The sequence below is a fragment of the Serratia grimesii genome, assembly GCF_900186025.1.
Lineage (GTDB): Bacteria > Pseudomonadota > Gammaproteobacteria > Enterobacterales > Enterobacteriaceae > Serratia > Serratia grimesii.
The window spans coordinates 2,069,214-2,093,019 of sequence record NZ_LT883155.1 but is presented as its reverse complement, the minus strand read 5'-3'; the positions used below and the strand labels follow the sequence as shown (position 1 = coordinate 2,093,019).

The window sequence follows — 23,806 nt, the reverse complement described above, 5'->3', positions numbered from 1 at the left end:
CGCATAAGGCAAACATAATGAATATGATGAATAAACTGCCGCCTCTGGCCGTCGCACTCTCTGTCGCTCTGGCAATCTCGGGCTGCGCTTCTCACCCTAAGGGCGAAAGTGCTCTGCGAGCAGACAACTACAAAAATGTGATTAATCGTAGCGGTGCACCTCACTACATGCTCGACTACGATTTTGACGAACACCAACGCTTTAATCCCTTCTTTGATCTTGGTGCCTGGCACGGCCACCTACTGCCGGATAGCCCCGAAGGGGCCGGCGGCTTCCCCGGCCCGGCTCTGCTCACCGAAGAATATATCAATTTTATGGCCAACAATTTCGATCGCCTGAGTCTGTATAAGAACGGTGAAAAAGTCACATTAAGCATGACGGCCTACAGCATTCCCGGCGCGCTTATTCAACAGCTTAGTGCGCCCGGTATCAAGGTGACCCTGACGCTGCGTTTTGCGACAGCACGCACCTCACTGCTTGAAACCCAAATCACCACCGATACACCACTTGAACTGGTGTGGGACGGCGCACTGCTGGAGAAATACTACGCCAAAGAGCAGAAACCGCAGTCTCCTCAAACCATCGAGCAAGCCTTCCCGGGCTATACGCGGCATATTCTACCGACGGCTGACGGTCTGCGAGTCACCTTTGGTAAGGTACGAGCAGCTTCGCAACTGATGACCTCCGGCGAATCCGAGTACCAAATACACAAATCTCTGCCACAGCAAACGACAGTAAATGGGCATCAGTTCACGTCTAGCGCTAAAATCGCAGGATCTACCACGCTGTATACCACTTACTCTCACCTGCTCACCGCCGCCGAAGTGCAACAGGAACAAAGCAAGATTGCCGCTATTCTCGCCAATCCACAGCACTATATGGCGGCTTCCGAGCAGCGCTGGGAAAACTACCTAAACAAAGGTTTGTCGAACCCACATGCCACTCAGGCACAAGAGCGCGTCGCGGTAAAAGCGATAGAAACATTAAACGGTAACTGGCGCGGCGCGGCCGGGGCAATGAAGTTTGATTCGGTGACCCCCTCAGTGACCGGACGCTGGTTCTCAGGGAATCAGACCTGGCCTTGGGATACCTGGAAGCAGGCTTACGCCATGGCGCATTTTAATCCCAACGTGGCAAAAGATAATATCCGTGCTGTATTTGCCTTCCAGATCCAGCCAGACGATCCGCTGCGGCCCTGGGATGCCGGCTTTATCCCTGATCTGATCGCTTACAACCCTGGCCCGGAACGCGGGGGGGACGGCAGTAACTGGAATGAACGCAATACTAAACCCAGCCTGGCGGCATGGGCGGTCATGGAGGTATACAACACCACCGGCGATAAGCAATGGCTAGCCGAAATGTATCCCAAGCTGGTCGCTTACCACGACTGGTGGTTGCTTAACCGGGATCATAACGGTAATGGCGTACCGGAATACGGCGCCACACGGGATAAGGCACACAATACGCTGGATGGCCGAATGCTGTTCACTGTAAAACGCGGCCAACAGGAAGAAACGCTGGCGGGTCTGAAGAATTATGATCGGGTCGTGCGTTCCGGTCGTTATGACAGTATCGACATTCCCGCCCAGGTTGCAGCCTCGTGGGAATCGGGCCGCGACGACGCCGCCGCTTTTGGTTTTATCGATCCAGACCAACTGGCCCGCTATCTGGCAAAGGGGGGCAAACGACAGGACTGGCAGGTGAAGTTTGCTGAAAACCGCACCGCAGACGGAACTCTGCTTGGTTATTCATTGCTGCAAGAGTCGGTAGATCAAGCCAGTTACATGTACAGCGACAATAAGTATCTGGCCAAGATGGCTGATATTTTAGGCTACACCGCCGATGCTGCGACCTTCCGTAGCAAAGCCGACAAACTGGCCGACTATATCAATACCTGCATGTTCGATAAGCCCAGCGGCTTCTTCTATGACATTCGCATAGAAGATAATCCGCTACCCAATGGCTGTGCCGGTAAGCCCATCGTCGAACGCGGTAAAGGACCGGAAGGTTGGTCCCCTCTATTTAATGGTGCCGCCAGCCAGCAACACGCCGATGCTGTAGTGAAAGTAATGAAGGATCCCGCTGAGTTCAACACCTACGTTCCACTCGGCACAGCAGCATTGACCAATCCGGCGTTTGGTGCGGATATTTACTGGCGTGGACGAGTGTGGGTAGATCAGCTCTATTTCGGGCTTAAAGGAATGGAAAGCTATGGCTATCGCGCAGATGCCGTTGCCATGGCACAGGCCTTTTTCAACCACGCCGACGGACTGGTCACTGACGGCCCCATCCGCGAAAACTACAATCCGTTGACGGGTATGCAACAGGGGGCACCAAATTTCTCCTGGAGCGCGGCGCACCTCTACATGCTGTATAACGACTTTTTCACTCAGTAAACTCACCGTTTCCCTGCCAGAATAGGCTACTGGCAGGGGTATGGGCTATGACTTAATCGGAATCACCAATACATCGACGTTCAACTGGTTAATGGCGTGCTGGGTGGAGGAAAACAGCTTATTCCATAGGTCGTGATGATGGCCGAAGATCACCAGATCGATGTTTTTATCCACAATGGCATTCTTCAATTCTTCAATGAAATCGCCACGCCCAATAATCACCTCGTTAATGGGGTGGTTCACGTTTTGGGTCAACGGTTCCAGCTCTTTTTTGATCTTGTCCTCAAACGACACGCCATCATAGCTTCTCTCTGAAAAGCCAATTGCCGCGTGGTAGGTATCGTAATGAACATCGACGTAGATCAGGGAAAGTTTTGCCTGCAACGCGTCGGCCAACCTCGCGCCTTTTTCCACCAGCCGTTTGCCGTCATCACTCAGGTCGGTGGCAATCACAATATGTTGGTAACACATAGCGCCTCCTGTCATTGATTCATAGAGACCCCAACTTGCGCGGCAACATTTATGTTGTCCCGTTATAGATAATTTTAGTTCAGAATCGTGTGGGATGAACGGGGATATTACGGTGGAATGGCCCCGTTACCGGGGCCAGGCAGGTTCAACGTACGCGTTGTGCTTCAAACCACACATTGCATACCGATAGGATCAGTGTGTTGGCGTCTTTGACCAACACATTATCCCCCGGCACGCCGTCAGTGCCCTGATCGGTGATACCTTTGATCTGAGTATCCGCATGCTGGATAACGACTCGCTCTACCGCAGGTGTACTGATCCCCAGCATTGGGAAGTCAATATAAGAGCTGCTGCCGGAGTTGTCCTCGACAAACTCCTGCGCCTCTACCGTGCTGACGGTGGCACCATCACTTTTCAGCGCGGTACCATTCCAATTGAAACCATCGGTCTTATAGCTGATTTTACCGCCGATCAGGCTTTTCGCCTGTTGTTCGTCCCAGCACCCCACCGTTTGCGTCGGCAAGATCTTGCTGACATGCCAGTTGCCCAACAACGTTTTAGGGATGGGTTCCGCCACGGTCTCCGCCGCCTGTACCTGAATCGCTGATACGCAAGTCAAAACCACCAACGGCAGCAGCGCCTTACGCCACATGTTAAATTGCATTTTTATTTTCCTTTGGCTATTCGCGCCCCTGGAGGGCTTTCCGTCATCATAATGAGCCGGTGGAACCTCCGTCAAAACAAACTGAATACCAGAGCACAAACAAGGTAAATATGCCCTTATTTACTCAATGGCCACCGACAACGTCCCGCTTTATCCTCAGTCCACTGCGCCTCACCGCTTAACCGCCAGCGCCGATCATCAAGATAACGGTAGTGACGACGGGCCTGCTCCAACAGGGTGAAATCCAGTTCAACCGACAGCGCCCCAGCGTCTCGGCCCAGTCCGGCAACGTCGCGCCCTAGCGGATCGACAATCAGGCTTTCACCGGCAAATTGCAGTCCGTCGCCGTCACCACAACGATTGGTCATCGCGACAAATATCTGGTTATCCTGTGCACGAGCGATAGCCGCATGGCGATGCACCGGACCATAGGGATCCATATTGCCGTTCGTTATCAATAATAGCTGGCAGCCCATCATGGCTAAAGCTCGCGCGTTTTCGGGGAACTCCAGATCGTAGCAAATCAGTAACCCAATACGTGTACCACGCCAATCACCACAGACCAAGGCATCGCCAGGGAGCACACTGGTGCGTTCATCTGGCCACAAGTGTGTTTTGCGGTAATGCAGATAGATACCCTGCTCGGGCGTGATCAACACCGTGCTGTTAAACACCCCTTCGGGGGTCCGCTCAAGAAAGCCTGTCACCAATGCAACGTCATATTGGCGGCTGACCTGCACCAGTTGTGCCAACTCATCACCGTCCCTCTGCAAGGCATAATCAGTGTCACCCTGCGCAGCGGCAAAGCCGGTCAGGTGAGTTTCAGGAAACAGGATTACCCCGCTCCTTTGACCGTAGCGTTCAATAAATGCCAAGGCCTGAGCCAAATTGTCAGCAACACATCCTTCCCGGCTGGGTAGCTGAGCCAAGGTTATTTCCATATCATCCTCCACACGGGAACACAGTAATTTTAATGCTAGTATGCCCGAAACAGCCGTTCTGGCTATTCCATAACAGGGGTAACATCAGTGGGTAACAGCAGCCCTATTTCAACCGAAACATTGGCCTGGCACCGGGCTTTTGGCCAACTGGTCGATAACCTCGACGGGCCTGACTTCTGGCTCAACTGCACACGCCTGCTGCGCGGCCATCTGCCGTTCGAAAACTGGGTGGCGTTACTGTTTTCTCCACAGCATCCGCCGCAGATCCTTGCCGCCAGTGACGAAAGTGATGGTTGTGATGAAGCACTGTTCGATGATTATCAAAAAGGGTTGTACCTGCTCGATCCTTTCTATCTCGACGCCTGGGCACGACAGCGCAGTGGGTTGTTGCGTCTGGATGACGTTGCCCCGGCCAATTTTACGGCAACGGAATACTACCAACGCTACTTTAACTATAACGTTGGCGGTGATGAGGTGCAGTTCAACCTGTTGGTCGAGCCGCAGCGTATGCTGTGCCTGTCGCTGGGCGCATCACAACGTTATAACGATCACCACATCGGCGTACTGGAGCTGGTCAAAAGTTGGTTGCTGCCGTTAATGCGCCAGCGAATCCGCTTTGAAAACACTAACGATGACGGCGACGGCAATTTTTCACTGTCATCGTTACCTGTCGGTGTACAGCTAACGGAGCGAGAAAATCAGGTAAGCCAACTGATGCTGGCTGGCTGTTCCACAAAGGAGATTGCCCGCCGCTTACAGATTTCAATCGAAACCGTGCGAGCGCATAAAAAACACCTGTATTCAAAACTGAGCATCAACACGCAGTCCGAACTGTTTGCGTTGTTCTGGCGCAACCGCGGAGCTTAGTACGATTCATAGCAAATCGTTATTAATCATAGTGAATCAGTATTTTATTTTAACCAGGCGATTATCTACAGTCACTGCCACTATTCAGCCTGCGATAACCAGCAGGCTATTTTGACAAGGACTCTGGGAAATGACATTTACACTGAAAAAACTCACTGCGGCGCTGGCTATAACCAGTACCCTTCTGCTGACTGCCTGTGGGCCTACGGCGCAAGACGATCACCATATCAAAGTCGGCATCAGTGCCGGCATTGATCAGTCATTGTGGGCAGTGGTGCAAAAAGTCGCAAAGCAGAAGTACGATCTGGATGTTGAGGTGGTGACATTCAATGATTACGTGTTGCCCAACGAAGCGCTGAATAATGGCGATCTTGATATCAACGCCTTCCAACATAAACCTTATCTGGAAAAGCAGAGCCAGGAGCGCGGCTATAAGCTGGTAGCGGTGGGCAATACCTTTGTTTTCCCCATTGCCGGTTACTCGAAAAAAATCACCGCGCTCAACCAACTGCCAGACGGCGCACAAGTCGCCGTACCCAATGATCCAACTAACCTTGGGCGTTCTCTGCTGCTGTTGCAAAAACAGGGGCTGATCGTGCTGAAAGAGGGTGTTGGACTACTGCCTACCGCGCTGGATATTGTCAGCAATCCGAAGAAACTGAACATCGTCGAGATCGAGGCACCTCAGTTGCCACGAGCATTGGATGACAAAAAGATTGCGCTGGCAATTATCAACACCAACTACTCCAGCCAAATCGGCCTGTCACCGGCCAAAGATGGGTTGTTTGTCGAAGATAAGAACTCACCCTACGTCAATATCTTCGCCAGCCGGGTGGATAACCAAAATAACGAAAACGTGAAAAACCTGGTCAAGGCCTATCAGACCGATGAAGTTGCCGCCAGCGCGGTCGAAATCTATAAGGGCGACGCGGTTAAAGGCTGGTAATTTGCACATCACCCCATGGCGATCGTCATGGGGTTCTTTCTGTCTCCCCCCGATTTCTTGTTCACTTTTCACCCATCAAGATCACAAATCAAACAATGCCTGCTAGGTAAAAAAAGCTGCAATGTTGTATACAAGTTTGTGTAAATGTTTTCTATTTGTTTCAAAAACCTCTGGTGAAAATAATGAAAAATAGAAAAATCAAACTGTTACTGATAGCTGGTGCAATGGTTGGCGTCGTGGCACTGGCCGTTGCCGGGAAGGTAGAAAACGCCGACAAGACTTTCCTTTCGGTTGCGACGGCCTCCACTGGCGGTACCTATTATCCGATGGGCGTCGGACTGGCTAACGTCTGGAGCAACCGGCTGAAACAAGACGGTATTCAAGTCAGCGGTCAGTCCTCCGCTGGATCGATTGAAAATATCGACCTGCTGCAGAAAAATGAGGCTCAACTGGCGATCCTGCAAAGTCTGATCGCCGTAGAAGCCTATGAGGGTGTGCGTAATTTTGAAGGCCGCGCTTACGGACATTTGCGTTCCATCTCCATGCTGTGGCCAAACGTCGAGCATTTTGTGATGCTGGAAAACAAAGTGAAGGACGGCACGCTCAACGATATCGCCGGGACCCGTTTCTCCGTGGGCCCACAAGCCAGCGGCACCGAGCAGTCGACGCTGATCATTCTGCAAGGCGTTAACCTGAGCAAAAAATCGCTGACGCCAGAATACCTGGGCTATGGCGACACCGTGTCGGCCATGCGCGACGGTCGACTCGACGGGGGGGCATTACCCGCTGGCGTACCAGCCGCAGCGGTGACCGACATGTATGCCAGCGGTGTACCTTCACGCATTCTCGACGTCACCGATGAACAACTGGCCAATATTAATGCTATCGCCAATTCCTGGTTCCGCTTTGATATCAAAGCCGATACCTATCCGCGCCAGAGTAAAGCGGTAGCCACTATCGCCCAGCCTAATATTCTGGTGGCCCTGAACAGCCTCGACGAAAAGCTGGTGTATGACCTGACCAAAACGCTGTTTGAAAACCTGCCGGAAGTTCATCAGGTACACAGTGCCGCCAAGTACATTTCACTGGAAAACGCACTGAAAGGCGTCTCGGTTCCGCTGCACATTGGTGCCTATAAATATTATCTGGAAGCCGGGGTCACTGTGCCCGACTATCTAATCCCACCGGAAGCGGCAACACTGGCTGCCAATCGATAAGGAGGCCGTATGAGCATGAATAATCTAACGCCGCAAGATGCCGTCGATTTGGATAAAGAAGCCGGTGCCGGTAGCCGACCGTTGAGCGGCATCTATTTGCAGTTGGCCACGGCGCTGGCCATCGCGATTTCGCTGTATGCTATCTATGCGAATGCGCTGTCGAATACCCAGGAGTTTTACCGCAATACGACCTTCCTCAGCGGCATTTTGATTCTGGGTTTCATTTTGTTCCCGGTCTCTCGCCGCTACGCCACCAGCAAGTTCAACCGTTGGGATTACCTATTTATTATTCTGACGTTGGTCAGTTACGGCTATTTCTATGCCAGCTATCTTGATTTGCACGTAGTACGCAAAAGCATCCCCAATACTACTGACTACGTGATGGCGGTGATCGGTATCGGTGTGTTGTTTGAGGCTGCGCGTCGTACCACCGGCTATTTCATCCCCGGTCTGGCAACCTTCGCCATTGTGTATGCGCTGTTCGGCCAATACTTTATGGGCATCTTTGGCCATGGCGGTTTTTCACTTGAACGCTTGTTGTATCGGCTGTTTATGACCAGCGAAGGGATCTTCGGCATCACCTTGTCCACCGCTTCCACCGCGATCGTCGTGTTTATTCTGTTTGGCGCATTTCTCAGCGTCAGCGGTGCCACGGCGCTGTTTAACGATTTGGCACTTGCGATTGCTGGTCGTCGTCGCGGCGGCCCGGCGCAGGTCGCGGTGATCTCTTCCGCGCTGACAGGATCTCTGAGCGGCAGTGCCGTCGCCAACGTCGCCACCACCGGCACGTTCACCATTCCATTGATGAAAAGCATCGGGCTATCGGCCCGCTTCGCTGGCGCAGTCGAAGCCACCGCCTCCACCGGCGGGATGATCATGCCACCGATTATGGGCGCGGCAGCCTTTATCATGGCCGGCTTCCTCGGCATCTCGTACACCACTATTGTGGTTGCTGCCATTATCCCTGCATTGCTGTACTACGCGGCGCTGATCATCGCCATCGATCTGGAGGCAAAAAAGCAGGGTCTGAAAGGCATCAGCAAAGAAAACATTCCCAAAGTGAAGGCAGTATTGAAAGCACGCGGGTTGCTGTTACTGCCGCTGATCATTGTTATCGGTACCCTGTTATGGGGTAAAACACCGATTTACGCAGGTTTTCTCGGCATTATTTCAATCATCGTCGCCAGTTGGATCACGCCTGATACATCAGTGCGTATGACCCCGAAGAAAATCGCCGCCGCTCTGAACGAAGCAGCGCGTGGGTCGATTCAAGTAACGGTTGCCTGTGCCGCCATCGGGGTAATTATCTGCGTGGTGACCATGACCGGCATTGGCTCGACGCTGGCCTTCAACATTGTCGCCATGACCAACAATACCCTGTGGATGATCCTGCTGGTGGTGATGCTGGTGTGTATCGTACTGAGCATGGGTCTGCCGTCCACGGCACTGTATATCGTGGTTGCAGTCACGGTCTCTCCGATACTGATCAAGGCCGGTGTGATGCCACTGGCAGCACATTTCTTTGTATTCTGGTTTGGTGCCTTATCCAACATTACCCCACCGGTTGCACTGGCCAGCTACACCGCCGCCAGTATCGCCCGGGCCGATCCGATGCAAACGTCCTGGGACGCAGTACGGTTGGCACTACCGGGCTTTATCATCCCGTTTATTCTGGTCTACAACCCGATGCTGCTGATGCAGGGTAACGATCTCAACACGCTGTCAGTGATCCATATGGTCATCAGCGCACTGGTCGGGATTTATGCGCTGTCGATTGCCAGCGCCAATTTCTGGATGATGAAAACCCACTGGCTGGAGCGTGTCCTCTTCACTCTGGCCGCTATTCTGCTCATCAAACCGGGTCTGCTGACCGATTTGGGCGGTGCTGCGTTGATTGTCACCGCAGCTTCCGCGCATCTGTTACGTTTCAGGCGAAGCAACGCGCAGGGGGCGCTGAATGGTTAATAAAGTCACACGTCAGAAAGCGTCTCATCAGGTGCTGGCACAGTTAAAAGACGGCATCAACGACGGCACCTTCCCGGTTGGGGAAAAACTGCCGTCAGAAAACACGCTGGCGGAAGCATTCGGCGTCAGCCGGGTACCCGTACGCGAGGCACTCGGCATACTGGAGGTCAGCGGCATTATCTCCTCACGCCAGGGCGGTGGTCATCGGGTTGAACAACACTCGTTACTAAGCAAGTACCAACCGTTGGTGATGGAAATTGCCGATCCCAATGAGGTTGAAGCACTGTTGGAAATGCGTGAAGTGATTGAGCAACAGGCAGCCTGTATGGCTGCCGAACGTCATACCGAGGAAGATCTTATGGCCATTGAACGGGCACTCAATGACTTCAAACGCTGCACCCTCGACGACGGCCTCATTGGGCACCGGCAGGATTATTTGTTCCATCGCGCCATTATGCAGGCTTCGCACAACCCATTTTTCGTGCAGATTCTCGATAACATGCACGAACTGTATTTGGGTGTGTTGGTGTATTCACTCAGCAAGAATTTGGGCCGACAGGCCGAGCGTCAACGGGTGACCGACGAACATGAACGGGTGTTTTTGGCGATCAAGGCCCGTGACCCGGCAGCGGCCACAGCCGCCATGCAAAACCATCTCAGCAACGTACGCGGCAAATTACGCCGCCTGGACAGTGAGGAGTTAGGGTAACCATGTATGACGTGATCATTATCGGTGCTGGCCTGGTGGGTCTTGGTGTCGCCAATGCACTGCAAGAGGCTAACCCCACACAACGCATCCTGATACTGGAAAAAGAGAGCGGCCCGGCAGCGCACCAAAGCGGCCATAACAGTAACGTGGTGCACTCGGGGATTTACTATGCTCCCGGCAGCCTGAAAGCGCGACTGGCAAAACAGGGGAACCAAAGCATGTTTGCCTTCTGCCGGGAACACGACCTCTATCACGACCAATGCGGTAAGGTGATCGTGGCGACCCAGTTGAAGGAACTGGATTTGCTGGAGAACATATACCAACGTGGGCTGCAGAACGGTCTGGCAGTCAGCCGCCTGTCGCAGGCACAGCTCAAGGAACGTGAACCACACGTCAATGGGATCGAGGCGCTGCTGGTGCCAGACGCCGGTATCGTCAATTACAGCGAGGTGGCGGCAAAACTGGCAGAAATTATTCAGCAACGTGGCGGTGTAATCCATTATGGACAACAGGTCGAGGACATCAGCGAAAACAGCGACGGCGTAAGCATACGCACGCAGCACACGCAGTATCAGGCCAAATGGTTGGTGAACTGCGCCGGTTTGTTCAGTGATCGCATCGCCGCCCTGGCGGGCTACCAGACAGGCATGAAAATCGTACCCTTCCGCGGTGAATATTACGTGCTGAACGACGAAAAAAACTACCTGGTGAATCACCTGATCTATCCGGTGCCTAATCCCGACTTTCCGTTCCTCGGCGTACACTTTACCCGCATGTATAACGGTAAACGCGACGTGGGCCCAAATGCTGTACTGGCATTCAAACGCGAAGGTTACCGCAAATGTGATTTCAATCTGCGAGATCTGGGCGAAGTACTCAGCTATCGTGGTTTTTGGAAAATTGCCGGCAACTATTTGGGGGAAGGTTTGGCAGAAGTCCGCCGTTCCCTATCGCGACGGCGCTTTACCGAAAATGCACGGCAGTTGATTCCCGCACTGCAACCGGAAGACATTAAACCCGGCCCCGCAGGGGTTCGTGCCCAAGCACTGACCGCCGACGGGAAACTGGTGGATGACTTCCATTTTGTAAAGGGTCGCCGCTCACTGCATGTCTGCAATGCCCCCTCCCCAGCAGCAACTGCCTCACTGGAGATTGGGCGAGAGATCGTGCGGCAACACCTGTCTGCTCTATGAGTACTAACGGCCCGTCATCGCGGGCCGTTAGTGGCTATTTCGCCGCATACTTTTGCATATTGGCCGGGGTCACCAGCTCAAACGGGATCCAATAGTAAGGATCCAGCTTTTCACCTTTAATCATACGTTGCGCTACATCAACCGAGGCCTTGCCTTGCCCGACAGCATCCTGAAAGACCGTTACCTGCATCTTGCCAGAAGATAGTGCCTTCAGACCATCGGGTGTCGCATCAATGCCGCCAATCAGCACTTTGCTGTCATGCTTACCGGCTTGCTGCAACGCCATGATCGCGCCAATCGCCATCTCATCGTTATTGGCGGCGATAATATCGATAGACTCACCGTTGGTGATCCAATTCAGCATCAGATCCATCCCTTCGCTGCGCGAGTAATTGGCACTCTGCTTTTGCACGACCTTCATTTTTGGATACTTCGCCACCACCTGTTCCACATCCTTGGTACGTTGCAGTGCACCGGCGTCGGTCAGGTTACCGATCATCACCGCTACGTTACCCTGATAGTTGGCCAGCCGTGCCAGTTCTTCCATCTGCAATGTGCCGGACTGCTTCTCGTCGGAACCAACAAACACCACGCCGGAAGGCAGTTTGCTGTCGCCCGGCGTGCGATTCACATACACCAGGGGTATACCGGCTTTCGTCACCATTTTGGTAATCGCAGGCGTGCCCGCCGAGTTAACCGGATCGACAATAATGGCGTCTACCCCGGCGCTGATAAAGTTCTGTACCTGATCGGCCTGGCGACCAACGTCACCGCGTGCATCTTCAAATTGCACCTTGATACCGCGGACCTTGGCTTCTTTGTCGATCGAATGGCGAATGATGGTCAGAAAGTTTTGGTCAAAGTAGGCCATCGATACGCCAATAGTTTCCGCCAACACAGACGTGGAACAACTGAGCGCAGCGACCAACACGATTCTTTTTAAATATTTCATGATGATTCCCCAGGGTAAAAAAAACCGCCGGGCAAAATGCTCCGGCGGAAATTCACGGCAATCAGTGTTTTTTACGGTTGCGCCGCATGTCGATAGAGACGGCAGCGACGATAATCACGCCTTTGATAATGTCCTGGATATAGGAGTCCACACCGACAAAGGTGAAGCCACTTTTAATCAGCCCGAGGATTACCGCACCGATCAATGTGCCGGTAATACGTCCGACGCCCCCCATCAGACTACTGCCGCCAATCACCGCTGCGGCGATAGCGTCCAGTTCATAAGACATCCCCATGCTCGACTGGCCACTGCTAACGCGCGCCGCCAACACCACACCCGCCAAGCCCGCTAACCCCCCGGCAATGGTATAGACCATCACCAGGTATTTATTGACGTTAATACCGGACACTCTGGCAGATGTCATGTTGCCGCCAATAGCGTAGATGTATTTACCGTAGCGGGTATGTTTCAGAGCGATATGGAAGATCACCGCAATCACCAGGAAGATAATCACCGGCATCGCACCCTGACCAATGGACGTAAACCCATCTGACAGGAAGCTGACCGGGTTACCCTGGGTGTAGTACTGTGCCAAACCGCGTGCCGACACCATCATGCCTAACGTCGCGATGAACGGCGGAATACCGGTGCGGGTAATCAGGAATCCGTTAATAAAGCCGCAAATAATGCCCACGCCGATCCCCGCACCAATCGGGATTGCTGCAGGCAGATCAAGCAGTGCCGGGTACATCGGTGAAATACTGTCGGACGTTTGCGCCAGGCTGGCGGCTACCACGGCGGTCAAGGCAATCAACGAGCCGGAGGACAGATCGATACCGGTAGTGATAATGACCTGAGTAACCCCCACGGCAATGATGCCGATAATTGCCACCTGCAACACAATCAGCAGCAGGCGGTTAGGGTTCATCAGAAATGATTGGTCACGGATGTACCAACCGAGAATTTCAAACACCAACGCAATACCGATCATCACGATAAAGATGCCCGTGTCTTTCGGCATTTTGCCACTCAGGCCAGAGAACAGTGGCGCTTTACCCGCAAGCGGCTTCTCAACTTTTACATTACTCATGGTGGTTCACCTTTGCGTTATTCAGAGGCCAGCGCCAGGATTTTTTCCTGATCCGCGTCGTCTTTATCCAAAATGCCGGTAATACGGCCGCCGTGCATCACCATCACCCGATCGCTCATACCGAGGATCTCCGGTAATTCAGATGACACCAAAATAATGGCGACGCCACGGTTCGCCAGCTCACTGATCAGACGATAGATTTCTGCCTTCGCGCCCACATCTATGCCGCGCGTAGGTTCATCGAGGATCAGTATTTTCGGTTGAGCCAACAGCCAACGGGCAATTAACACTTTCTGCTGATTGCCGCCGCTCAGGTTATTGATGATTTGGTCCATGGTCGGGGTTTTGATATTGAGCTTTTTGATCTGCTCCATGCAGTCTTTGGCCATCTGCACATGGCTGACAAACCCATTTTTGCCAATATATTCCGACAGATTGACGATGCTCATGTTCTCGACCACCGACAGCACCAGGAATAACCCTGACTTCTTGCGATCTTCGGTGAGAAACGCTAACCCAAGCTCGATGGCCCGTGAAGGGGAATCCACCTTGGTAGCCTTGCCCTCAATGAAAATGCTGCCGCCGTCCGCCGGATGCATACCAAACAGGCTTTCCATTACTTCGCTGCGACCAGCGCCTACCAACCCGGCAACACCGAGGATTTCGCCGCGCTTAACGCTGAACGAGACATCATGAAACCAGTCGGCACGACGTAGCCCTTCGACCCGAAGCACTTCCTCACCGATATTGTTGTTGAATTTGGGGAACATCTGGGTCAGTTCGCGCCCAACCATCATGGTGATTAGCGACTGTTTAGTCAGGTTTTCGGTTTTATCGCAGGCGATAAACGTACCATCGCGGAAGATACTCACCTCATCGGTGATAGCAAAAATCTCGTCCATCTTGTGGCTGATATAAATAATGCCTTTGCCCTGCTCACGCAGTTCACGAATGATGGCAAACAGATGTACTACCTCGCCTTCGGTCAGTGCCGACGTAGGTTCGTCCATGATCAGTACATCCGCGTTGTAGGAAACTGCCTTGGCAATCTCGACCATTTGCTGGTTAGCAATGCTCAATTCACCCACCAGCATTTCCGGCTTGAGTTTGATGTTCAGTCGGGCCAGTAATTCACGGGTTTTCTTGTTCAGTTGATCATGATTCACAAAACCAAGCTTTGCCGGTTCGCGCCCCAGCCAGATGTTTTCCGCCACTGTCATATAAGGTACCAGGTTGAGTTCCTGGTGAATCATGGAAATACCCGAATGCAGTGCCTGCAACGTATCGCTGAATGTCACAGGTTGGCCTTTTATTTTGATGGTGCCTTCATCAGGGTGATAAATGCCGATTAAACATTTCATCAGCGTGGATTTACCCGCGCCGTTTTCTCCCATTAATGCGTGTACGCTGCCTGGTTTGATTTTAATTGAGACTTTATCCAGCGCCTTCACGCCGGGAAACTGCTTACTGATGCCTTCAGCCTCAAGAACATAAGGATACATACAAATAACCTCCGCCGTTCGTCAATGCATCCCTGCCGTATTTACCGCCATCTTCCGGGTAAATGCGGCAGGGATATAACCGCGCTGCCTTAACGCTTATTTTCTGTTCTTATCGGCAAATTCTTGATAATTGGCCTTGGTGATCAGCTGATACGGGATCAGCACGTTGCTTTCCACTTTCTCGCCTTTCACCAGTTGAATGGCCGTTTGCACCGCACCTTCGCCCTGCCCTTTAGCGTCCTGGAACACGCTCAGTGCCAGATCGCCTTTCTTGATAAATTCCAGCGCGTCTGGGGTACCGTCAACGCCAGCCACTAACACGCCACTTTTCTTCGCCTGTTTCAGCGCGAGGATTGCACCAATCGCCATTTCGTCATTGTTGGAAGCAATAGCGTCAATTTTCTGGCCAGTCAGCGCCCAGTCGGTAGTAATGTCGACGGCTTCTTTACGACCCCACTTGGCCGTTTGTTTGTCGAGGATTTTGATTCCGGGATACTTGGCCGCGACTTCTTCCACACCACGGGTGCGGTCGCGGGTCGCTTCATTAGAGAGTTCACCCATCAGGATCATCACGTTACCCTTGCCGTTCATTAGCTTGGCTAACTCTTCCATCTGCAGCTTGCCGGCCAGTTTGGAGTCTGAACCAACGTAAGCCATGCCTGCAGGCAGCGTGACTTCTGGGCGGCGGTTAACAAACACCAACGGGATCTTGGCGTTTTCCGCCAGTTTGATCATCGGCTTGACGCCCTGGGTATCGACTGGGTTGAGGATGATGGCGTCGACGCCTTGGCTGACAAAGTTCTCGATCTGTTGGATCTGCTGGGCTATATCCCCTTTCGCATCTTCAAACTGACCGCTGACATTGCCGTCCTGTTTCATTTTGTTCTGCATTGACTGACGTAGGATAGTGAGGAAATTGTCATCGAAATAAGCCATTGAAACACCGATTTTGATGTCTTTTGCCAACACGGTGGCCGGCAACATGCACATCAATACCGAGGTGACGATCAGTTTCTTCAGCTTCATGTTCTGTACCCTTTAATTGTTAGAGTGAAGAGGCCTGTTGATTTGACAGCTAATGAAAAATATTTTTTACATTCAAACAACAATCCGGTCGATGTTATCCCTTTGATACGGCAGATTTATCGCTTTTTCACCGTATTCAGGCGGTGTATGGAATTTTGATCTATGTCTCAAAATAGATTAGAAACAATATCTTAAAACAAACATTCTACAGGGGTGTTTATATCCCCACCTCACTATCAAATGTTTATTTCATAATTGAGATTATTGAAACTTTTTAACCCAAACAAGCGAAACATGCGTTTTGGAATAACCAAGTAACAAAAACATGACACGGATCTAACAAATGACGCAAAAGCCACCAGCGCGCTTGTTCCTTTAGTGCGTTAGGCTACGCGGAATGCCCAGCCGCGATGAAAAATGGCGCCACTGTTTCTCAGAAAATATGCGAGCAAGCGCGCAGTTTGCGGATCCGCTGTTTCATCCCCCGCGTTACTCGACAATACTGAATGAACAGTATTTTCAGGAGGATCTGACATGCAGCTCAGCAGTAAGGTACGGATGAACCGGCTGTTTAATAACGGCAAGTGCCTCGACGTGGCGATTGATCATGGCATCGCCAATGAGCCCGATTTTTTAATCGGTCTGGAAGATATCGAACGCGTGATGGGCAGTCTGATCGTCGCTCGGCCCGACGCCATTCAGGTCAACTACGGCCAGGCGGATTTGCTGCAACGTTCAGCGCAACATGATAAACCGGCGTTAGTGATGCGCACCGACGTTGGTAACGCTTATAACGCCGCACGTCACCGTGAAATGTGGGCGGTGTTGCATAACCCCGAAGCCCCCATCCTCGCGGCGTTGCAAATGGATGCGGCGGCAGTGGTGGTTAACCTGTACCTCATCCCCGATGAACCTGGCATTTTCCGCCAGTGCGTAGAAAATATTGGCCGCCTGCGTCATGCCTGTGAACACTACGGCATGCCATTGATGATTGAACCACTGGTGATGGCCCCCGCCGGCCAAGGCTCGGCATACGGTTCGCTAGGGGACGTCGAAAAGATGGTGCCACTGGTGCGGCTGGCGCGCGAACTGGGTGCCGATATCATCAAGGCCGATCCTACTGAACGTGTGGAGGACTTCCATCGCATCGTTGAGGCGGCTCGTTGCCCGACATTAGTGCGCGGCGGCGGGAAAGGCGAACTGGGCGCAGTGCTGGAGAAATCTGCTGCATTAATGGCACAGGGTGCATCCGGTATGGTTTACGGTCGCAATGTGTATCAACACAACAATCCATCCAAAGTGGTTAGCGCGCTGATGGCGATCATCCATCAAGGTGCCAGCGGCCAACAGGCACTGGAAATCTACCATCAGCCCTGATATCCCGCTTTTGTAATTAAAATAATCCCTCCCCCGGCGGCAGCATGTTATAACCTGCTGCCGGTCGCTGCCCTGCACGCCATTCCTCGCTACTATCCTGACATACCCTATTCGGAGAACCGCCATGCCAAAACAACGGATACCGTTGAAACTCAGCACTACTCTCACGTTGATGGTGTCCGCCATCATCGCTTCGGTATTGCTGGTGGTGTATGCGCTGTTTTTTGTGCAGATGAATCACGAGGGGCAAGATCAGCAACGCCAGAAGGCGATGGCAATCGCCGAAACGTTGGCGCTCTCCAGCAACGTCATTGATGGTCTGTTACACGAGGATCGCAGCGGCGCAATCCAGCGTTTCGCCGAACAAGTGCGCCAGCAAAACGAATTACTGTTTGTGGTGGTGGTCGATATGAAGGGCATCCGTTATTCGCACCCCAAACCTTGGCTGATCGGTCAACATTTTATCGGGACCGATTTGGAACCTGCATTGCAAGGCAAAACCAACAGCGCTATCAGCCGTGGGGCACTAGCCCCCTCACTGCGCGTGTTTGCTCCTGTCTATGATAGCGAGCGGCGGCAAATTGGTGTAGTGGCTCTAGGCATTGCGCTCGACACCGTACACCGTGTAGTTGGCGAAAGCCGCTGGATAATCTACTGGACCATCGCTTTTGCCGCCCTGGTCGGCACACTCGGTACCTTCTTCCTGGTGAAAGCGCTGAAACGCATCATGCTCGGTTTTGAACCTTACGAAATCTCGAACCTGTTTGAACAGCGTAATGCCATGCTGCAATCCATTAAAGAAGGCGTCATCGCGGTCGATAACCAGTCACGCATCACCATTGTTAATGACGAAGCCAAGCGCCTGCTGCGCCAAAGCGGGCCATTCGAGAACCTGCTGCTGGAATCAGCCAGCCGGTATTGGCCGGCTCAACTGCATCTGGCGGAAGTCTTGGCCAGTGGCAAACCGCTGCGTGATCAACAGATCAACTTTAATGGCAGCGAACTGTTAACCAACACCGTACCGGTGATCGTCAAAGGCCAGGTGATTGGTGCTATCGCCACCTTCCGCGATAAAACCGAGATCAGCCAATTGGTGCAACGCCTGAGTGGCATGGCGCATTATGCCGATGCGTTGCGCGTACAATCCCATGAGTTTATGAACAAACTGCATGTGATCCTCGGTATGTTGCACATGAAGGCCTATCAGCAACTGGAAAATTACATCATCAATACCGCCAGTAATTATCAGGAAGAGATTGGGGCGTTGTTGCGAAAAATACAGTCGCCGGAAGTAGCGGGCTTCTTTATTGGCAAAATCAGCCGTGCTCATGAAGCCGGTATTGAATTGACCATTGATGAAGCCAGCCTACTGCCCGAAACCGACGATCCGGAAACGACCCACGTGCTGATCAGCGTGCTGGGCAACTTGATTGAAAATGCCATTGACGCTATCGATGGCGTTGAAGGGCATGAGATCAACCTAAGCTTTCATCACAATGATAATCACTTACACTGTATCGTCAGTGACGACGGCCCCGGTATCGATCCTGCTCTCGGCGAACGCATTTTTGAACAAGGCGTTTCCACCAAAGGACCCGGGCGCGGTATTGGCCTGGCACTGATCCGCAGCAGCCTGGAAAAACTGGGCGGCAGCATTGATTTCGAATCTGAACCGGGTGAACTGACCCAGTTCTTTGTACATATTCCCTATCAAGCCAAGGGCTGAACCATGATTAACGTATTGATTATTGATGACGACCCAATGGTGGCGGAGCTGAACAAATACTACCTGAGTCAGGTCAACGGCTTTCACTGCCAGGCGACGGTCGCCACCTTGGCACAGGCACGTGCGTTACTGGCTGACCCCGACATAAGTATCGATCTGGTGCTGTTGGATATTTATATGCAGCAGGAAAATGGATTAGACCTATTACCTGGCCTGCGCGAACTGGGTGAGAAAACCGACGTCATTATCATCTCTTCCGCCAGCGACGTAGACACCGTACAACGTGCCTTGCACTACGGCGTGGTGGATTATCTGATCAAGCCTTTCCAGTTTGGTCGTTTCAAAGAGGCGTTGAGCAACTACCAACAGCAATCACAGATCCTGGCACAACGCGAATTTTCGCAGGGGGATGTCGACAGTTTGTTACGTCGCCAACCCAGCAGCAGCGAAAGCAAAAAGCTGCCTAAGGGATTAACCAGCATCACGCTGAGTACGGTGTGTGAATGGATTGAGCAACAGCATGATGGGGAGTTTTCTACCGATAACCTGGCTAACGCCATCGGCATCTCACGGGTTTCCTGTCGAAAATACCTGATTTATCTGGCGGAAAGCGGCATTCTGGGGACCCGGATTCTCTATGGCACTACCGGCAGGCCGGTCTATCTTTACCAGTTAAAGCCGGACGCGATTGCCATGTTGAAAGAGTATTGCCGCTAGCCAATGTCCCCCGGTGAACGCCGGGGGAGCAATGGGCCATTATTGAGTTTTACGAATCAGGCCAAAATCACGCAGCGCCACGTACGGATCCCAATATTCACGGGCGTTCGCTATCTGACCATGGCTGATGGTCACGATGGCGATAAACTGCTGATTATAATCACCACCGCTTTGTTTGATTTTTCCGCTGCTGGTGTACTCGAACACAAACACACCGGGTTCTGCCGTCACGATTTTATTCCACCCTTTCCAGTCTGCGTATTTCAGATCGCCGAGATATTCACTCATGTTGGTAAAGTAGCGAGTTATATTTTCACGCCCCTTGGATGCCTTGGAAAAGAAGCTGAAATCCTCCACAGGCGCGTAAGGCAGTTCAAACACCCCTTGCGGCGTAAAATATTTGGCTACATTGCCCGGTGTTTCTGACCACCCATTCAGACTACGCCAGTAAAATTCGGCGACGTCATTAACACCGTATCCCGGTTGCAGGTAATATAATCCCTGCTTTTCGATAATATGGTCATTGGCTTGTGCAGACGCAGCCGCGCCCATCAGCCCCAGCAAGGCCGCTGAAAAGAGTCGTTTCATGTTATTTACCTTATGAGGGGTTACATACGAATAACGGCTTTAATGGTTTCACCGGACTGTGAATCCGCCATCGCCTGGTTGATGTCATTCATGTCATAAAAACGGATAAGGCGATCGATTGGGAAACGCCCCTGCTGAAAGAGTTGTGCCAACATAGGGATAAATACCGTCGGTGCCGCATCACCCATAATGGAACCTTGCACCGCCCGGCCGCGAATCAAATGCATAATGTCGAGTGGCAAAGATTCGCCCTGCGGTACCACGCCGGTAAGTACGCATTTGCCATTTTCCGACAACACCTTTACTGCATCAGCCATTACGCTCGCGTGTCCTGCGGCTTCAACACTGTAGTCCACGCCATATCCGTTGGTCAGTTGATGAAGCACTTCCGCGACGTCTGCCGTTTTCGGGTTGATCACCACCGTGGCTCCCAATTCTTTGGCCAGCGCCAGACGGTTCTCCTTGATATCCACAGCGATAATTTGGCCACACCCCACCACGCGCGCCGCCATCACCGCCGCCATCACCGCCGCTAATCCCACCGCACCCAAACCAAAAACCACCAAGCTAGATCCTGCATGCGCTCGCAAGGTGTTCATGACTGCCCCCGCGCCGGTCATCAACCCGCAAGCTAACGGCCCGAGGTATTCCAGAGGGATTGCTTTATCGATAGTCACAACACTGCTGGCATTAACAACCGCATACTGTGCAAAGGAGGATTGACCGAAGAAATGGCTATGCACATCGCCACGTTCATCATGCAGACTGACCGACCCGTCAGCGCGCTGTGCTTGCCAGTTCAGCGGGACATGCTGACGGCAATAAGTCGGCATGCCGATGCTGCATTTATCACAGGTGCCGCAAGAGGCCAACGACAACACCACGTGATCTCCGGGAACCACTTTATTGACCGCGGCGCCGACTCGCACCACAACCCCAGCGCCTTCGTGGCCAAGCACCACCGGCGCGGGCATAGGTATAACACCCTTGTGTGCCGCAATGTCGGTATGACACAAGCCGGTAGCCACCAGTTTCACCAACACCTCATCAGCCCGAGGTTCCCCAAGCTGCAACTGCTTGAGGGTAAATCCCCTCGCCACGGTCTCACTGACTGCTGCTGTAATTTCCATATCCGCTCCCACTGAGTCTGATGCTATTGCGTCGATGTGGGGCAGTATAAGATGCTCTATTGGGCGTAAAAAGATGCCATACTCTGACTCACTGTTCCCGAATTAAGGACAATACGTGATGCAGAAAGGCATATTGAAAGACCTGAACGACCTCTATTATTTTGCCCAGGTTGCCCAGTACGGCGGGTTCTCCGCCGCCAGTCGGGCGCTGGATATTCCAAAATCCAAACTGAGCGCCCGCGTGCTGGCGCTGGAGAATCGTCTTGGCGTGTTGCTGTTCCAGCGCACCACCCGGCGAGTCAAGCTGACGGAGACCGGTTCGCTGCTGCTGCGCCATGCGCAGATAGCGATCAACGAGGCAGAAATTGCTCAGGAGCTTATCGACCAAAGCCGGGCAGAACCTTCCGGGCTGGTGCGAGTCAGTTGCCCAAAACTGGCGGCCGATGTGTTGCTATCACCCTGCCTGCCTGCCTTTATGGCGGAGAACCCCGGCATTCAGGTGCAGCTGTTGGCGAACGACAACCGCTTTGATCCGGTGGGCGACAAGATCGATATCGCGCTGCGTCTGCGCCAGCGCAAAGATATGAGTGAAGGCATGATTGCCCGTGAGCTGGGCCAAAGCGTGCGGATTCTGGTCGCTTCACCGCAATATCTGGCGCAGCACCCGCCCTTGACCGATCCGCAACAGTTGAGCACTCACGATCTGCTCACTTTGGTCGACGTGGGCGAACAACAAACCTGGGATCTGGAAGGCCCCGAAGGGGAAAAAAGAGCGGTGCGCGTACGCCCACGACTGATGTGCAGCGAATGGGGGATCGTCCGCAGTGCGCTTTATCAGCACCTGGGTATCGCGCTACTGCCGGATATCACCTGCCATCAGGCGCTGTTACAGGGTGAGCTGGTGCGCGTATTGCCACAATGGGCCTGCGCCCCGCTAATTATGCACGCCGTGTTCCCGACCCGGCGTGGCATGTTGCCTTCGGTACGTGCACTGGTCGATTTTCTGGCAGTGAACGTACCGCCGCTGTTGCAGAAAAGCGCGGTAAAATAGCGCATCGGGACCCAGTGGCAGGCCTTAGTGAAAGCGTTTAAAGTCGGGGAAGTTCATCATCCCGTTACGCGGGTAGCAAGGCTTACCATGCTGCTGTTTGTTTTTTCCGCAGCGGTATTCGCCATACAGGGTATTGTGTTGCTGTCGACTTGCCTGTTCCGCAATTGCACGCTCTTGTTCCTGTGCTATCGCTTCGTCATTGGCCTGCGCCACAGCCTCGGCGCTCCATATCTTATGTTTTAGTTCGCTGCGCTTTTGCTGATAGCTCTCAGAGATTTTATTATCCAACGGTTGTTCGCCGTGATACTGCAAATCAACCAACGCCAAAGCTGAGAAGGAAAAGCACTGCGCTACGCAGGCAAGAAAAATCCGTTTCATTGATGCACTCCTGAAATTGAATCGGGTTGCGGAGTCGACAACACACCTGCCGACGCTTGGTCCGCCGCGAACGGGGCCGTTACACACTTTCTCTGCTGAAGCGTGGACTCCAACGCTTTTCGCTGAGCGCGTAAAATGGCAAGTTGCGCCTGTTCCATGCGTATTTGCTCTGCGTACCACACATGTTGCAGCATCCCATGGAGGCGCTGCCGATAATCAATGGTGACGTCACCTTCTCCTGGTGGAGAAGTCGGTGGGCGCCTATCGACAAACGAATAGCAACAGGAAGACGCCAGCAGCGTTAATACCGCAGTCATCACAGAAGACAATTTCAAAATATTAAACTCCATTAAGGCCCATGAGGAGGCACATTCTCATTTCATTCATTTATGAGAATTCCTTTTAAAATTAAACAAACAGCTTCCTGAAAAATAGATTAGCTGATAAACACTAAACCGTATCGAAATAGGAATTACTGAGGAGAATAATATGTAGATATAATATATTTAGCCGGTTAACGATCCCATAATTTTGACCAGTCAATTGTTCCACCGATGCTGGCCCTACCTTGATTCAATACTGCATTGACCGACTCACCACCCCTAATACGTTGTTTTTGCTCTCGAGTTACCTGCTTTAGCTGATCCCAACCTGAATAAGAGGAGCTTGGATAGGTAGTACTACAACCACTCAACACAATTAATAACGCAGGGATCCACTGGCGAAACATCATATATCCTCCTTAAAATAGACTTAACCATGAGTAACAGTAAATAAAAAATTACTTTTTTTAGTTTATTAATTAAAATTAAAAAATAGGAACACCAAGAAAAACCACATTAATTTTAAATAATGTGGGGATTAATTCAACGTAAAATAAACAGAGAAAATGACTGTTCG

The 23,806-nt window shown here is 52.3% G+C and carries 22 protein-coding genes; 11 read left to right on the top strand and 11 right to left on the bottom strand.

Features of this window, described 5'->3' with window-relative positions:
- Positions 1-26: 26 nt before the first annotated feature.
- On the top strand, positions 27-2,396 hold the full coding sequence (ygjK, locus tag SGBXF1_RS09920; protein WP_420329903.1) for an alpha-glucosidase: 2,370 nt from the start codon (positions 27-29) through the stop codon (positions 2,394-2,396).
- A gap of 45 nt (positions 2,397-2,441) precedes the next feature.
- On the opposite strand, the gene SGBXF1_RS09915 is transcribed toward ygjK, so the two are convergent.
- The 3 genes from SGBXF1_RS09915 to SGBXF1_RS09905 all read right to left on the bottom strand — a co-directional run bounded on the left by SGBXF1_RS09915 (position 2,442) and on the right by SGBXF1_RS09905 (position 4,472).
- A complete protein-coding gene (locus tag SGBXF1_RS09915) occupies positions 2,442-2,867 on the bottom strand; it encodes a universal stress protein (protein ID WP_037420387.1) in 426 nt (141 codons plus the stop codon).
- A gap of 145 nt (positions 2,868-3,012) precedes the next feature.
- A complete protein-coding gene (locus SGBXF1_RS09910) occupies positions 3,013-3,531 on the bottom strand; it encodes a hypothetical protein (protein ID WP_037420385.1) in 519 nt (172 codons plus the stop codon).
- Positions 3,532-3,647: 116 nt separating this feature from the next.
- The gene (locus SGBXF1_RS09905; RefSeq protein ID WP_186428289.1) at positions 3,648-4,472 is read right to left on the bottom strand and encodes a carbon-nitrogen hydrolase family protein; all 825 of its coding nucleotides are present in this window, start codon (positions 4,470-4,472) and stop codon (positions 3,648-3,650) included.
- A gap of 87 nt (positions 4,473-4,559) precedes the next feature.
- On the opposite strand from SGBXF1_RS09905, the gene SGBXF1_RS09900 reads away from it, so the two are divergent.
- The 6 genes from SGBXF1_RS09900 (at position 4,560) to lhgO (ending at position 11,369) form a co-directional block, all read left to right on the top strand.
- Positions 4,560-5,339, top strand: coding sequence for a helix-turn-helix transcriptional regulator (locus SGBXF1_RS09900; protein WP_202819438.1), 780 nt, complete (start codon positions 4,560-4,562; stop codon positions 5,337-5,339).
- A gap of 130 nt (positions 5,340-5,469) precedes the next feature.
- Entirely contained in the window at positions 5,470-6,285 is an 816-nt protein-coding gene (gene metQ, locus SGBXF1_RS09895) for a methionine ABC transporter substrate-binding lipoprotein MetQ (RefSeq protein WP_061807645.1), read from the top strand.
- Positions 6,286-6,467: 182 nt separating this feature from the next.
- Positions 6,468-7,502: a TAXI family TRAP transporter solute-binding subunit gene (locus SGBXF1_RS09890; protein ID WP_037420377.1), complete on the top strand. Its 1,035-nt coding sequence runs from the start codon at positions 6,468-6,470 to the stop codon at positions 7,500-7,502.
- 9 nt (positions 7,503-7,511) lie between these two features.
- Positions 7,512-9,467 carry a TRAP transporter permease gene (locus tag SGBXF1_RS09885; protein WP_186428288.1) on the top strand — a complete coding sequence of 652 codons (1,956 nt, stop codon included), beginning with the start codon at positions 7,512-7,514 and terminating at the stop codon, positions 9,465-9,467.
- On the top strand, positions 9,460-10,176 hold the full coding sequence (locus tag SGBXF1_RS09880) for a FadR/GntR family transcriptional regulator (RefSeq protein ID WP_186428287.1): 717 nt from the start codon (positions 9,460-9,462) through the stop codon (positions 10,174-10,176). The genes SGBXF1_RS09885 and SGBXF1_RS09880 overlap by 8 nt, the downstream gene beginning before the upstream one ends.
- 2 nt (positions 10,177-10,178) lie before the next feature.
- The gene (gene lhgO / locus SGBXF1_RS09875) at positions 10,179-11,369 is read left to right on the top strand and encodes an L-2-hydroxyglutarate oxidase (protein WP_186428286.1); all 1,191 of its coding nucleotides are present in this window, start codon (positions 10,179-10,181) and stop codon (positions 11,367-11,369) included.
- Between the two features lie 34 nt (positions 11,370-11,403).
- Here lhgO and SGBXF1_RS09870 read toward each other — a convergent pair whose 3' ends face one another.
- The 4 genes from SGBXF1_RS09870 to SGBXF1_RS09855 form a co-directional block, all read right to left on the bottom strand.
- A complete protein-coding gene (locus tag SGBXF1_RS09870; RefSeq protein WP_037420362.1) occupies positions 11,404-12,321 on the bottom strand; it encodes a sugar ABC transporter substrate-binding protein in 918 nt (305 codons plus the stop codon).
- A 61-nt stretch (positions 12,322-12,382) separates the two neighbouring features.
- Complete coding sequence (locus SGBXF1_RS09865) at positions 12,383-13,411, bottom strand: ABC transporter permease (protein ID WP_037420359.1); 1,029 nt, start codon at positions 13,409-13,411, stop codon at positions 12,383-12,385.
- A gap of 17 nt (positions 13,412-13,428) precedes the next feature.
- On the bottom strand, positions 13,429-14,913 hold the full coding sequence (locus tag SGBXF1_RS09860) for a sugar ABC transporter ATP-binding protein (protein ID WP_186428285.1): 1,485 nt from the start codon (positions 14,911-14,913) through the stop codon (positions 13,429-13,431).
- Between the two features lie 96 nt (positions 14,914-15,009).
- Positions 15,010-15,939: a sugar ABC transporter substrate-binding protein gene (locus tag SGBXF1_RS09855; protein ID WP_037420357.1), complete on the bottom strand. Its 930-nt coding sequence runs from the start codon at positions 15,937-15,939 to the stop codon at positions 15,010-15,012.
- A gap of 534 nt (positions 15,940-16,473) precedes the next feature.
- Between SGBXF1_RS09855 and SGBXF1_RS09850 the strand changes: the two genes are divergently transcribed.
- The 3 genes from SGBXF1_RS09850 (at position 16,474) to dcuR (ending at position 19,759) form a co-directional block, all read left to right on the top strand.
- Positions 16,474-17,316, top strand: a complete 843-nt coding sequence (locus SGBXF1_RS09850) for a class I fructose-bisphosphate aldolase (RefSeq protein WP_186428284.1) — start codon at positions 16,474-16,476, stop codon at positions 17,314-17,316.
- A gap of 124 nt (positions 17,317-17,440) precedes the next feature.
- Positions 17,441-19,042 (top strand): sensor histidine kinase, encoded by a 1,602-nt coding sequence (locus tag SGBXF1_RS09845; RefSeq protein WP_037420350.1) that lies wholly within the window; start codon positions 17,441-17,443, stop codon positions 19,040-19,042.
- 3 nt (positions 19,043-19,045) lie between these two features.
- On the top strand, positions 19,046-19,759 hold the full coding sequence (dcuR, locus tag SGBXF1_RS09840; RefSeq protein WP_037420347.1) for a two-component system response regulator DcuR: 714 nt from the start codon (positions 19,046-19,048) through the stop codon (positions 19,757-19,759).
- 39 nt (positions 19,760-19,798) lie between these two features.
- On the opposite strand, the gene SGBXF1_RS09835 is transcribed toward dcuR, so the two are convergent.
- Positions 19,799-20,347 carry a nuclear transport factor 2 family protein gene (locus SGBXF1_RS09835; RefSeq protein WP_037420344.1) on the bottom strand — a complete coding sequence of 183 codons (549 nt, stop codon included), beginning with the start codon at positions 20,345-20,347 and terminating at the stop codon, positions 19,799-19,801.
- Positions 20,348-20,367: 20 nt separating this feature from the next.
- The gene (locus SGBXF1_RS09830) at positions 20,368-21,477 is read right to left on the bottom strand and encodes an NAD(P)-dependent alcohol dehydrogenase (protein ID WP_186428283.1); all 1,110 of its coding nucleotides are present in this window, start codon (positions 21,475-21,477) and stop codon (positions 20,368-20,370) included.
- A gap of 118 nt (positions 21,478-21,595) precedes the next feature.
- On the opposite strand from SGBXF1_RS09830, the gene SGBXF1_RS09825 reads away from it, so the two are divergent.
- Entirely contained in the window at positions 21,596-22,528 is a 933-nt protein-coding gene (locus tag SGBXF1_RS09825; RefSeq protein ID WP_186428282.1) for a LysR family transcriptional regulator, read from the top strand.
- 24 nt (positions 22,529-22,552) lie between these two features.
- Here the strand turns inward: SGBXF1_RS09825 and SGBXF1_RS09820 are convergent, their stop codons facing one another.
- Positions 22,553-22,906, bottom strand: a complete 354-nt coding sequence (locus SGBXF1_RS09820) for a hypothetical protein (RefSeq protein ID WP_061807651.1) — start codon at positions 22,904-22,906, stop codon at positions 22,553-22,555.
- A gap of 514 nt (positions 22,907-23,420) precedes the next feature.
- Positions 23,421-23,639, bottom strand: a complete 219-nt coding sequence (locus SGBXF1_RS09815; protein ID WP_073963441.1) for a hypothetical protein — start codon at positions 23,637-23,639, stop codon at positions 23,421-23,423.
- Positions 23,640-23,806 lie beyond the last annotated feature (167 nt).

Coding starts and splice junctions, on each gene's coding strand:
- ygjK (WP_420329903.1), top strand. CDS start 27: ATGAATAAACTGCCGCCTCTGGCCGTCGCACTCTCTGTCGCTCTGGCA.
- SGBXF1_RS09915 (WP_037420387.1), bottom strand. CDS start 2,867: ATGTGTTACCAACATATTGTGATTGCCACCGACCTGAGTGATGACGGC.
- SGBXF1_RS09910 (WP_037420385.1), bottom strand. CDS start 3,531: ATGCAATTTAACATGTGGCGTAAGGCGCTGCTGCCGTTGGTGGTTTTG.
- SGBXF1_RS09905 (WP_186428289.1), bottom strand. CDS start 4,472: ATGGAAATAACCTTGGCTCAGCTACCCAGCCGGGAAGGATGTGTTGCT.
- metQ (WP_061807645.1), top strand. CDS start 5,470: ATGACATTTACACTGAAAAAACTCACTGCGGCGCTGGCTATAACCAGT.
- SGBXF1_RS09890 (WP_037420377.1), top strand. CDS start 6,468: ATGAAAAATAGAAAAATCAAACTGTTACTGATAGCTGGTGCAATGGTT.
- SGBXF1_RS09885 (WP_186428288.1), top strand. CDS start 7,512: ATGAGCATGAATAATCTAACGCCGCAAGATGCCGTCGATTTGGATAAA.
- SGBXF1_RS09880 (WP_186428287.1), top strand. CDS start 9,460: ATGGTTAATAAAGTCACACGTCAGAAAGCGTCTCATCAGGTGCTGGCA.
- lhgO (WP_186428286.1), top strand. CDS start 10,179: ATGTATGACGTGATCATTATCGGTGCTGGCCTGGTGGGTCTTGGTGTC.
- SGBXF1_RS09870 (WP_037420362.1), bottom strand. CDS start 12,321: ATGAAATATTTAAAAAGAATCGTGTTGGTCGCTGCGCTCAGTTGTTCC.
- SGBXF1_RS09865 (WP_037420359.1), bottom strand. CDS start 13,411: ATGAGTAATGTAAAAGTTGAGAAGCCGCTTGCGGGTAAAGCGCCACTG.
- SGBXF1_RS09860 (WP_186428285.1), bottom strand. CDS start 14,913: ATGTATCCTTATGTTCTTGAGGCTGAAGGCATCAGTAAGCAGTTTCCC.
- SGBXF1_RS09855 (WP_037420357.1), bottom strand. CDS start 15,939: ATGAAGCTGAAGAAACTGATCGTCACCTCGGTATTGATGTGCATGTTG.
- SGBXF1_RS09850 (WP_186428284.1), top strand. CDS start 16,474: ATGCAGCTCAGCAGTAAGGTACGGATGAACCGGCTGTTTAATAACGGC.
- SGBXF1_RS09845 (WP_037420350.1), top strand. CDS start 17,441: ATGCCAAAACAACGGATACCGTTGAAACTCAGCACTACTCTCACGTTG.
- dcuR (WP_037420347.1), top strand. CDS start 19,046: ATGATTAACGTATTGATTATTGATGACGACCCAATGGTGGCGGAGCTG.
- SGBXF1_RS09835 (WP_037420344.1), bottom strand. CDS start 20,347: ATGAAACGACTCTTTTCAGCGGCCTTGCTGGGGCTGATGGGCGCGGCT.
- SGBXF1_RS09830 (WP_186428283.1), bottom strand. CDS start 21,477: ATGGAAATTACAGCAGCAGTCAGTGAGACCGTGGCGAGGGGATTTACC.
- SGBXF1_RS09825 (WP_186428282.1), top strand. CDS start 21,596: ATGCAGAAAGGCATATTGAAAGACCTGAACGACCTCTATTATTTTGCC.
- SGBXF1_RS09820 (WP_061807651.1), bottom strand. CDS start 22,906: ATGAAACGGATTTTTCTTGCCTGCGTAGCGCAGTGCTTTTCCTTCTCA.
- SGBXF1_RS09815 (WP_073963441.1), bottom strand. CDS start 23,639: ATGATGTTTCGCCAGTGGATCCCTGCGTTATTAATTGTGTTGAGTGGT.